A 12,368-nucleotide genomic window follows, 5' to 3' on the forward strand; every position below is an offset into this window, starting at 1 on the left:
AAATGAACAATAATCAACAATTATTACAGGATGTATTTAATTTGATTTCAAGATTTACGATGGTTGGCGGAGGATTATGGATCATTTGGGGAACCGTGATCTTAGCAGGTGCGTTAAAAGATAAAAATGGCCCGCAACTACAACAAGGGATCTGGCAAGTCGTCGGCGGTGCATTGATTTTAGTTGCTGCAGTTTGGTTCGTGACCGCATTTGATGTCGGCTCACTTTTAAGTAGGTAGAAAATTTTTTATAGAAAGAAGGTTAATCAGTGCGCGCAGCGATAATGATGCTATTTACTCGAATGATGGAATATTTGAATGGGGACAATATCGCAGATTCATTAAGTCGAGGATTGCAAGAATATATGGTAGATGCCTATGAAATAGCAGGAGTCATTCAACAAACAATTATAGCCCCTGTTGCATTTTCCATCTTAGCGATATTTATTTTATTTGAATTTCAAAAAATTTCTTTAAAAGTAGAGAATGCGGGTGGTGCTCCTACTTTGGGATTTGAAATGATCATGAAAGCATTTGTGAAATTTATTATTTGCTATATTGTCATCTTAAGAATCCAAGTGATCCTTGATGCCATTGTCGCTTTAGGATCGATGTTAGCAGGGCAAATAATGGACTACAACAGAAATGATCTTTTAGGTTCTTATTACAATGTCGTCGATTCAGTCGTCAGAAGTCTTTCGTGGTGGGAAGTAATGGTTGTATTAATGGTTTTTGTCGTTCTGTTTTTAGTTTCTTTAGTTGTAGGGGTTTTTATCAATGTCATCGTCTATGTAAGATTTTTTGAATTATATATATTCAGTGCGATTGCTCCTATTTCTATGGCAGCACTGCCGAATCAAGAATTTTCATCGATGGCTAAAGGATTCTTTAAGAATTTTGCGGCCTCCTCATTACATGCTGTAATGATCGCATTAGTGTTGACCATCTATCCTGTGATCTTTATGAATTTTTTGAGTAATCACAATCAAACGATGTGGGGTCTTATTTTTGGTTTAACGATTTATATGATTGCCTTGATGTTTGCAATAAATAAGACGAAGGGATGGGCAAAAATGATTGTGTCTGCCTCGTAGAAAGGAGTAAGTTATGGCAATTGAAGTCAAAGTCCATAAAGATGTACGGGAATATAAAGAACGCATTGTCGCAGGCATGAGTGTGCGGCAATTAGGCTTTCTGTCTGTCGCAGGGTTGATTAATATCGTGATTAGTTTTGTATTTGTGCGCTTTTTTGGCTATTCCATGGACGTGATCAGTTGGCTGATGATTCTCGTTTCAATGCCAATCGTCGCTTTTGGGTGGCTAAAAAAAGAGGGACTGCCTTTTGAACGCTATTTGAAATACTATTTTATTTACCATTTTGATCAAGGAGTAGTTGTTTATGAAGAATCTGATACGTCCCAATTTGATGAAGGTCAACTTCAAACAGAAAAAGAATAAGAAAAATAAGCAAGAGGAAAAGAAATCTTTTTTACTTTTTGAAAAAATCTATGACAATGGCATTTGTCTAATCGAGGAAAATGAATATTCGCTAACGATCAATGTCGAAGATATCAGTTATCAACTTTGTTCAGAAGAACAACGTATGCAGGTATTCATTAAATATTGTGAATTTCTAAATTCTTTAGACGCTTCTATTGAGTACAAAGTCACGTTAGTAAAAAAGAAAAAAACAGTCGAAGAATTGACTCATGTGCTTTTTAAAGAAAAAAATGAACGATATGATGATAAATACCGCCAAGAAATGAATGACTATCTGACAGCGAAAATCAACGAAAAGAAGAATGCATTTGAAAAGAAAATTTTTATTACTTTTACTCAAAAACATGAGAATCAGGAATTTGCGGAAAGAGAGTTATTCTTGATTGCCGATCAAGTGGATCTATTCGCTCGAAAAATTGGTTCGACCCTCCATATTTTAAAGGGAGAAGAACGCAAAGAATTGATTGGGCAAATCTTAAATAATGAGAATCTTACATTACTGCCGAAACAAGTCGATCTCAAATTAGATAAGCGCCTGATCAAGATCGATGACAAACTAAATCAGACCCTCTATTTGAATGGTTACCCTGCCGAACTATCTGATGAATGCTTGACAGGTCTCATGGAGATCGATGAAGAAATCACTCTTACGGTTAGTTGCAAGCCGATACCGATGGCAAGCAGTTTCGACTTAGTAAAGACAAAAATGGCTTATATGGATCAGCAAAAGGTAGATGAACAGCGCAAAGCCTTAAACAGTGGGTACGATTATGACATGCTACCCTATGACCTAACTTATTCTCTGGATGAAGCAAAAGAGCTATTAGATTCATTACAAAGTAAAAGCCAGAAACTATTTGAAGTAACTGTGTTGATCAATTTCTCCGCAAATAATCAGGATAACTTAAATAAAATCGCTAGTAAAATCAAGTCAGTAGGGCGAAGATTTGGCTGCACGATCATTGAACTAGCTTATTTACAAAAATTTGCTTTGAATACACTATTACCAATAGGAAAGAATCATGTTCCTTTAAATCGATTATTGGCAACTTCTGCGGTTTCGGCGTTGATGCCATTTTCGATTTCTGAAATGCTCCACGAGAATGGCAATTATTATGGGATCAATTCTGTGACAAAAAATCTGACGATTCTTGATCGAAAAAAACTAATGGCGCCCAATGGGTTTGTCTTAGGTACACCAGGATCAGGTAAGAGTTTCTCTGTCAAACGGGAAATCGTCAATGTTTTACTGAGAAACGCCAAAGACGAAGTGATTGTCATTGACCCTGAATCAGAATATCAGCATATTTGCTCGGAATTTGATGGTCAAATGGTTCGATTGGCTGGCAATTCAAACACCTGCATCAATCCGATGGATATCAATAGTAACTATGGCGACGATGCTGATCCGATCGCTCTAAAAACCCAATTTTTGATTTCACTTTGTGAGCTGATCACGGGTGGTATTTTAGGGTTATCTTCCCAACAAAAGACGATCATCGACCGAGTATGCCGGAAAATTTACCAAGACCAGACAAAGTTGCCGACATTAAAAGATTTTTATATGGCGCTAAATGCACAGCCAGAAGAAGAGGCAAAGCAACTGGCGATTGAATTGGAGCTTTATACAGAAGGTAGCTTAGCGCTATTTTCCGAGCAGACGAACGTAGATTTAAATAAACGTTTGGTCATTTTTGACATCAAAGATTTAGGGAAACAACTTAAACCATTCGGAATGTTGGTCGTTTTAGATCAAATTTGGAATCGAATCACATTGAATCGAGAATCAGGGATCCGTACATGGTTATATATTGATGAATTACAGTTGCTCTTTACAAATGAATATTCAGAAAATTATTTCTTTGAATTATGGAGTAGAGCAAGAAAATGGGGGGCTATACCGACAGGGATCACTCAAAATGTTGAGACACTATTATTGTCGGATCTAGCCAGAAGAATGCTTTCTAATAGCGACTTCGTTGTCATGTTCAATCAAGCAAAATCTGACCGCTCAGAGTTGACTCGTTTATTCGATATATCGGAAGAGCAGGAAAAGTATGTATTAAATGGGAGTGAAGGTACAGGTTTGATGGTGTTTGGGGACACGATCATTCCATTTGAAGACCGACTGCCTAAAGAGACGAAACTCTATCAAATCATGACAACTAAACCTGGTGAAGAGGTAAAAACAAAGCAAGATTATGAATGAAACATATGAGGGGAATAAACAAGAAAACAACAAGCAACAAGATCTGTTATCGATCAAATTGAAACGTGTCAGTACGAAAGAGCAAAAAGAGAAAGCACTGAAGAAACGACTCCGATTCAAAAAACGTCAACAAAAATTAGCGAGAAAAAAAAGAGATAACTTACAGCTAAAAAATAGAAACATCGTTGATTTTAAACAACATATGGTGAATAGCCAATCAAGAAAAGAGCCATTAAGTAAAGGCGCAACAAGCAAAAAAACTTACGATAGTCAATTTAAAAAGCGCCATCTCATGACAAATAAAAAAAAGTTAAACAAAGTAAATAGAAATAAAAAACATAGTACCACTAGAGAAAAGGCCTATTTCATAAAGAATAAACACCGCTCTTCTAAAGAAATCGATCATGCGCTTTTAGGAATAAAAAAAAGACAAACGTCATCCAATAATAGTGGGACGAATCAGCGAAGTCAGCTCTCTACTGAAAAAATCAATAAACAAAAACTAGGATCAAAAAAATTCTATCATAAGAAACAACAAAAGCTAGGCAAAAATGTTCTCAATCTAGCTGGCATAAAGAATACACTTACTACGAATAAGCAGACCAGAGCAAAGAAGCTTGAAGAAAAACTATTCGGCATCAAAGACAAACTTGAACGTAAACATCAAGTGTTAAGTAACTCCAACAAAGTCAAACGATTAAAAAAGCAAACAAAAATGCCATCGAAAAAAAAATTCAAACCCAAACTGAAAAAAAATCTGGCACAAACAGCCATAGACACAGTTGGCAGGAACAAAGATGGCGAATTGAATATTCTTGGAGTGCTTTTAGTCTTATTTATTATTCTCAAACTGATCCTCATGTTATTGTCCGTCAAAGTAATGATGATCTTGGCGGTCGTGATCGTCGTGATCGTTGTGATTATCGCCATCTTTAATTTTATCGCTAGTATATTCACTATAAAAACGGAAGATATGGCATTAGCAGAGGCATATGAGCATGTCACACTTTTGGATGCCAGAAAGAACAAAGAAGTGCAACAAGTTTTTGAAGATTTTTCAGAAGATTCTGAAATTGAAGAAGTTTATTTTGTTGTAAATGGTGTTGCCAGACCAGATAACAATTTTATCTATAGCTCTGATGCAGATACGTACCTCTATTACCTGAATGCAAAATATGAAGATTATAACATCAGTAAAAGTATCTCAGCGAGTAGCAATATCTTTGGTGCAACGAGAGTTCGTGGAGAAGTAGAAGGAATCCATGACTATACCTTTAGTTACACGACAGAAATCGAAACAAGAGAAGTGCCAATTATTTATCCTGAAGACAATGATACTGAGGACACTGACCCAGAAGGAGATGGATCGGAAGACTCAGAAGATGACGATGAATCGGAAGAACCAGATGATTCGGATGAAGAAGAAGACCCAGAAGAACCAGATGATTCAGAGGAAGATGAGGACTCAGAAGAAGAAGCGGATGATTCAGAGGAAGATGAGGACTCAGAAGAAGAAGCGGATGATTCAGAGGAAGATGAGGACTTAGAAGAAGCGGATGATTCAGAAGAAGACGAGGACTTAGAAGAAGCGGATGTTTCGGAAGAAGACGAGGACTCAGAAGAAGCGGATGATTCAGAAGAAGACGAGAGCTCAGAAGAAGAACCGGATGATTCAGAAGAAGACGAGGACTTAGAAGAAGAAGCGGATGATTCGGAAGAAGACGAGAACTCAGAAGAAGAACCGAATGATTCCGAAGAAAATCAAACAGCTAACACTCCAACTGGGGACCAACCCGCTACCCCTCGTAATGAAGAAGATCGTCCAACCCATCGTACGATAAAAGTGGCGTTGATCAATATTGAGATCAAAACAATCAGCCAGTTTATTGATGAAAATTCAGATACGTTGACAGAGGAAGAACTAGATAAATTTGGACCGATCCAGGAATTGGACCGATTTGAGAATAAAGTATTTTTGCAAAGTCCTTTTGGCATGAACCAAGAGGCCATCGTTGTTCAAAAATATGGCTATCGAGGATCAAATGACAGAAATAGACACAATCATATTGAGCTGTTGGCTGAGCCTGGCACACCTGTCTATGGCATCGATAATTCTGGATCAGGAAGGGTACATGCTGCTGGCAATGATTATGTCACTATCAATACTTCTTTGAGCAAAAGAGTTGTTTTGTCTCCATTAAAAAATGTCCGGGTGAGAAGTGGTGAGTGGGTAGACGGCGATACAATCGTAGGAGAAACCACTGGAAATTTAAAGGTTGAAGTCATAGAACGCCGAACATTCTGGCCAAACAGACACATTTATCCATCTGCTTATATTTTTGATCTGGAATTTCAATTTCCTTCTGAGATAGAAGGGTTTACACATCATTCTTCAAGATCAATCTCAGGAAGTCTTAAAAATCCTGGACAAATGATTTTACAATGGGAACATCTTGTTCGAGAAGCCTGTGAAAAGTATGGGATTCCAGAGTATGTCAACATGATCTTGGCAATCATCCAAGTAGAATCAGGTGGTGATGCAGAAAGATTCCCTGACATCATGCAGGCCAGTGAGTCACAAGGTTTGTCTCCTAATACGATCGATGATCCAGAACGATCAATTGATCGAGGCACCCACTATTTTGCTCAATTATTAAGTAAAGCGAGAACCTTACATCTTGATGATCGTGCGGCTCTTCAAGCCTATAACTACGGAGAAGACTTTTTACATTGGTTAGCAAATACTAATAAGCAATATAGCTTCCTTCATGCAGAGTTATATGCAAGAGAAAAAAGCAACAGGCAGACTGTTACTTATACCCATCCAGTAGCGTTAGCACATGGGTTTTCATGGCGATATGCTTACGGAAATATGTTCTATGTACCTATAGTAACTAACTATCTATGGCTCGAAAACTCAGATTTCCTAGAGGCTGCAATCAATGAGATTGGCACGATTCAAGGAGAGAAGTACTGGCAATGGTATGGGTTTGAAGGAAGAGTAGAGTGGTGTGCGATCTTTGTGAGTTGGGTAGCAGACCAAGTAGGTTATCTCAACCAAGAAAAAATAATCAAGTCTGCTAACTGTTTACAAATGATCAACTGGTTAACTGAAAAAGGGAACTATAAGAAGGCTTCAGAGAACTATCATCCACAACCAGGTGATTTGATTTTCTTTGATTGGAATGGAGGTGGTACAGGTAAGGATCATGTGGGAATCGTAGAGTTTACAGATGGAAATATCATTCAGACCATCGAAGGGAATACTGCCGATAAAGTAGCTAGAAGGACCTATTTTATCAATGATCCAAGTATTTCAGGGTACGGTATTCTTCAATAAAGAAAGAAAAGGATGAACGATGAAGCAAATAAAAAATATAGTTGAGTCAAAAGAAGGAAAAAGAATCGTGTTTATAGCTGTCGGCATTTTCATCGCAATGTTCAGTTTTATTTTTTACACGCTATTTTTTCATCGCAATACGAATGAAAATTTAGGATCTACCACCAATAGTCAACCTTTGTCTGTAAACGAGCAAAAAAAAGAGGACCTAAATTTAGTGGAAAAAAACGAAGCTTTAGTCTATCGGGGAATTTGGTATTCTGATCGAGCGGATGGCATGGTCTTAGAATTAAAAAATGATGGGACCTATCAGAGTACTACCTGGCTCTCAACCGGTCATTATCGTTTGGTGGATACAAAACTTGTGTTGACCGATAAAGACGAGAAGGAAGTGACTTTTGAGCTGATGACCAGGCTAGGGGAAACGATCTTCTTTTATGAAGACAATGAGGGGGACACTACCTATTTCTATCCAAGTGTTGAATTGATGGAGAAAGCAAAAGAAATGATGGATTCTGGTGGTGATGAAGTGAACGAGATGATCAGTCAGAAATGGAATGACGTGTTACTTCAAGGTAGTTGGACAGGTACGACGATGAATAGTCAAGTGTTGATTGATTTCACAGAAGATACATTTGTCCAACGAAAAGTGGATGACGGAGACGAAATAAGTCGAACTTTTTACTATCGAGTCATTTCTGAAGATATTACTGAGACGTCATGTGTGTTAGAACTATCAATCACAGATGAACATTCAGCAGTTAAAAAATTTGAAATCACATTAGAGGAAACACAATTTGGTTATCGCATGAATTCCCTCCCAGGAATGTTTTTATGGGTAAATAATTACGAAAAACCACATCAAGCCGTGCGGTTAACTCAAACGGGAGTTTTTAGAGAAAATAATTCATCTTTAGATCATTTACTTGAAAATCGCTTGAATGGTTAATCGACTCTGAAAAAATTCTTCATTGAATGGAGGAGACCGATGTTTTATAAAAAATTTGAAGACTATCTTAAAGAATATATAAACAAAGATATTTCAGTAAAATCAGTAAAACCTTATGAAGAAAAAGTATTCAATGAGTTTCAAGCAAAAGCAATATTGGATAGCAACCCTGAAACCTTGAGAGAAGAATTCCACTTCGTTCTAGACTTGATTTCTTCAAGAAAAGAAGTGAACGAAGAAAAGACCAATGATTTAAAACAATCATTTGAAAGAATGCTCCAAGACATTGATCCATCAGAATACAATGCCTTGAGATTCTCGATTTATAAATCGCGGATGATCGTCTTAAAAGAAAATATACGTAAACAAGAAACAAGGACAAAAGATGCGACACCTAATTTGACGTCACACACACAATTACAAGCATCTGAAGAATTAGTAAGTCCTAAATTAGTGGCTGAACAAGAAAGAAGATTTGCAGAACAAGCATCACTCAATAAGAAACCTAACTTAAAACAACAATCTTTATCCAATGATCAGATCAAAGAGAATGTCTCGATGCACGTAAATCCTGTTCACACGACGAATCAATATACAAAAGAAGAACACCAAGAAAGGCTTAGAGTGAGTGATTTAAAAGAACGATTTGAAAAAGAACGTTCTTATAATAAAGAACCACATTCAGCTGAAGTACCATCAGGAACAGTCAATCGATTGCGACAATACTATGAAGGTCTGAATCATACATCAAATGATCATTCACCATCAGAAAGTCGAAAGTCGTCTAGATGGAGAACCTCGCAAACGAATGATTCACCGAATGTTCAAAATAGGCAAAATCAACCGTCAGATCGACAGAACCAAAGAGATGAAGGAACATCATCCTATCAAAAAGCTCCGCCATTAAAAGGTACTAGCGAATTTGTGCGTAGAGGAAATGAAAGCACAGTCTATACGAATGAATCATCACCCACAAATAAAGCGGAGCCGGAGCAAACCGGCATGACGAACGAAGAATTTCAAAGACGGCGAGATCAATTTGGCAATCTATCTGGACCAAGTAACGAACCACCAGTCATAAAGAGAACAACTCAAAGCGAAACGGATAATTATCAGACAGCTACTTATCAAAATCCACCTAGGCAGCAACGAAGTAGTGAGCTAGTGCAAGAAGCTCAAGCTAGTAGGGCAGATAACAATGACTCATTAAGGACAAACAATGCAGAATGGAGTCAAACTGGTAGGGCAAACGAAGAATTTCAAAGACGGCGAGATCAATTTGGCAATATGCCTGGACCAAGTAATGAACCACCAGTCAGAGAGAGAACAACTCAAAGCGAACCGGATAATTATCAGACAGTTGCTTATCAAAATCCACCTAGGCAGCAACGAAGTAGTGAGCTAGTGCAAGAAGATCAAGCTAGTAGGATAGATAACAATGACTCGTTAAGGACAAACAATGCAGAATTGAGTCGAGCTGGTAGGACTGACGGAGAATTTCAAAACCGTCGTGCTCGTTTCGAAAACCTGACTAGTACAAGCAATGAACCAGCGTTTTCTAAGAAAAAGGGTCGTGGAGAAAGTGAACATCAAGGAACTTCTTATCAAAGAGCTACCACCATGCATGGCAGTAGCGAAATCGTACGTAAAGGAAACGGAAGCGCAGTTCATACGAATGATTCAGCAGCTGCAAACGAAACAAAATCGAATCAAACCGACATGACGAACGAAGAATTACAAAACCGTCGCACTCGATTCGAAAATTCCAGTGTAAAAAGTGATAACCACCTTGCATCAGAATCCACGGGACGAGTGAAGGCAGCAAGGGACCAGTTTGAAAGTGCGAATGCCCTTCGTGATGAGCGACCAGTTCCAGAATCCACGGGACGAGTGAGGGCAGCGAGGGAACAGTTCGAAAAAGCGAGTAATCTTCGTGATGAGCGACCAGCACCAGAATCCACGGGACGAGTGAAGGCAGCAAGGGACCAGTTTGAAAGTGCGAATGCCCTTCGTGATGAGCGACCAGTTCCAGAATCCACGGGACGAGTGAGGGCAGCGAGGGAACAGTTCGAAAAAGCGAGTAATCTTCGTGATGAGCGACCAGCACCAGAATCCACGGGACTAGTGAGAGAAGCAAGAGAACGGTTCGAAAATGCGAATGCCCTTCGTGATGAGCGCCCAGTTCCAGAATCCACGGGACGAGTGAGAGCAGCGAGAGAACGGTTCGAAAATGCGAATACCCTTCGTGATGAGCGCCCAGTTCCAGAATCCACGGGACGAGTGAGGGCAGCGAGGGAACAGTTCGAAAAAGCGAGTAATCTTCGTGATGAGCGACCAGCACCAGAATCCACGGGACGAGTGAGAGCAGCGAGAGATCAGTTCGAAAATGCGAATGCTCTTCGTGATGAGCGACCAGCACCAGAATCCACGGGACGAGTTAAAGCGATGCGAAGACAGTACGAGTCCAGAACTGGGAGAGAAACTGAAGCTAGTGATTCTAACGAAACATTCCAGCAAAAACAAAATGGATTGGCTAATGAAAGATTTCGTCAACGCCAAAACCAATTTGAAAATCCTGCTGGAACAAGTAGTGATGGTCCAAAATCGGAAGAAACGGTTATAGCCGATCAGCTAGATCATAGAAAAGAAACAAGCAACCAACCTACTGTTCACTCTGCTGATCAAACAGATCTAACAGATATCGCTGCTGGTAATACGAAAAAAATCCGTGAATTGTTAGCTGATAAACTCAAATTTAATCCAGAAGAAAAAGTACCACCTGAAACAAATACCCAGACAAATAATCAAACAGATACTCAAACAGATAGTTCCCACGCATCAGTAGAGGAATCTTCCTCAGACACTCAAAATAGCCAAATGAGAAATCAGATGAGTGAAGGTGGGGAACCGAAACCAACAAAACTGGATGAAGCGAGTATAGTCACTCGAGGAATGGATAAAAAACAGTCGGAAAACACAACTGATTCTTTAGATAAACTTGGAATAGACGCGAGTAGTGATACTTTTGGCTTAAATGAAAATGCTTCAGGAAAAACGGATAAAGCTACAGAAACCGATTTTATGGATGACAATATAGAATTGCCAGAGTCAGGACCGCTTACAGAAAAAAAGAAAATCCATACAAAAAAAAGCCGAGCGATTCAAATCGGAAGACTTTTGTTGAACTTACTACCATTAGCATCTTGGCCGTTGATCAGTATGTGGGTAACTGGCATTTTAGGCATCGTTCCAGCCTACCTTGCTATGTATGGACTACCACTAACTCTGTTTATTTACGGGACTATTTTGGCTGCCGTTTATGGGCCAAAACTCATCAACTATATCCGTAAACTTCGTTCTAGAATACAAAACTATCGCCAGGCAGAACGAAGTCGACAGAGAAACTTAGAAGATCGAGTGATTGATCCAAAAGAAAAATCGATTCAAAGAGAAACTGCCGCTCATGAGAAAGAAACAGCAAAAACAAAACAACAGAATCACTCATCAGAAAAAGACAGTCCTGAAAATTCAGAAAAAGACAAATCTGTAAAAGGTTATCTTAAAAGAAATTGGAAATCTCTCGCCATCATCTTTGGTGTTGGGATAGTTGTAGCAGGAATTGGTATCGCACTGACACCAGTAATAGCACCATATATATTTACGATAGCCACCTCAACTCCGTTATTTATGTACAAAGTAACTTCAGTTATTGCAATGGCACTTGGGGTTTCCTTTGGTGTGACTGCCTTGAGTAAAGGACTGCATGCACTACAAAGAAAGTTTTATAAAAAAGAAGATCAAACATTAGAAACGACAACACAAAAAGAAACAATCGAAAAAAATTCTTTAGAGGTAGATAAGAATTTTGATAAAGCCTATGAAAAATTGGATAAGGATGATCGTGCATCTGCCCATGATAATTCGTCAATAAAAAGTGCTGGATCAAAAGAAGATGGCATAAAACTCGCTAGTAATGAAACGAAGTCAATGGAAAAAAGTCCATATGCATGGGTCTATGGTCAAGAGACAGAAAACAAAACCCCAAATGAATCGAATCGTTCAAGTCGGTCGAATTCGTTCAATACCCATGAAACACTTCATGTGAAAGCGGATATTCATGAGCCACCCTCACAGTCATCACGTGAAAACCGTGCGACGAATCAATTAGGTGAAGCCGCAAGACATCGGTTGGATAATACAAAATCTGAAAGAAATCCACAGATTACTGAACAAAATAAGGGAATCAATCGTCAGCCGGCCGTCAAAGAGGCATTTGATTCAATCAAACAAAAAGCAATTTCGAAGAGTAATAATGCCAGTGGTAAGCCCCTACTGAAAGGTCAAATATCTTTTGAAAAATAAAGAATACGG

General features: G+C 38.7%; 7 protein-coding genes. All 7 read left to right on the top strand.

What is annotated here, in order from left to right; translation table 11 throughout:
* Positions 1-2: 2 nt before the first annotated feature.
* From IGJ14_RS06230 to IGJ14_RS06260, 7 genes are read left to right on the top strand one after another with little or no spacing between them, the layout of a single operon-like run.
* A complete protein-coding gene (locus IGJ14_RS06230; protein WP_010735554.1) occupies positions 3-239 on the top strand; it encodes a hypothetical protein in 237 nt (78 codons plus the stop codon).
* A gap of 29 nt (positions 240-268) precedes the next feature.
* Positions 269-1,093 carry a hypothetical protein gene (locus IGJ14_RS06235; RefSeq protein ID WP_019724190.1) on the top strand — a complete coding sequence of 275 codons (825 nt, stop codon included), beginning with the start codon at positions 269-271 and terminating at the stop codon, positions 1,091-1,093.
* Positions 1,094-1,106: 13 nt separating this feature from the next.
* On the top strand, positions 1,107-1,457 hold the full coding sequence (locus IGJ14_RS06240) for a PrgI family protein (protein WP_019724189.1): 351 nt from the start codon (positions 1,107-1,109) through the stop codon (positions 1,455-1,457).
* Positions 1,399-3,708, top strand: a complete 2,310-nt coding sequence (locus tag IGJ14_RS06245; RefSeq protein ID WP_019724188.1) for a VirB4-like conjugal transfer ATPase, CD1110 family — start codon at positions 1,399-1,401, stop codon at positions 3,706-3,708. Before IGJ14_RS06240 ends, IGJ14_RS06245 begins: the two co-directional genes overlap by 59 nt.
* Positions 3,701-7,048: a lysozyme family protein gene (locus IGJ14_RS06250; protein ID WP_195475904.1), complete on the top strand. Its 3,348-nt coding sequence runs from the start codon at positions 3,701-3,703 to the stop codon at positions 7,046-7,048. The genes IGJ14_RS06245 and IGJ14_RS06250 overlap by 8 nt, the downstream gene beginning before the upstream one ends.
* Positions 7,049-7,067: 19 nt before the next feature.
* Positions 7,068-7,997, top strand: coding sequence for a hypothetical protein (locus IGJ14_RS06255; RefSeq protein WP_019724402.1), 930 nt, complete (start codon positions 7,068-7,070; stop codon positions 7,995-7,997).
* 39 nt (positions 7,998-8,036) lie between these two features.
* Entirely contained in the window at positions 8,037-12,359 is a 4,323-nt protein-coding gene (locus IGJ14_RS06260) for a hypothetical protein (RefSeq protein WP_195475906.1), read from the top strand.
* Positions 12,360-12,368 lie beyond the last annotated feature (9 nt).

This window comes from Enterococcus sp. DIV1304_2 (assembly GCF_050555445.1).
GTDB classification, from domain to species: Bacteria; Bacillota; Bacilli; order Lactobacillales; family Enterococcaceae; genus Enterococcus_B; species Enterococcus_B pernyi.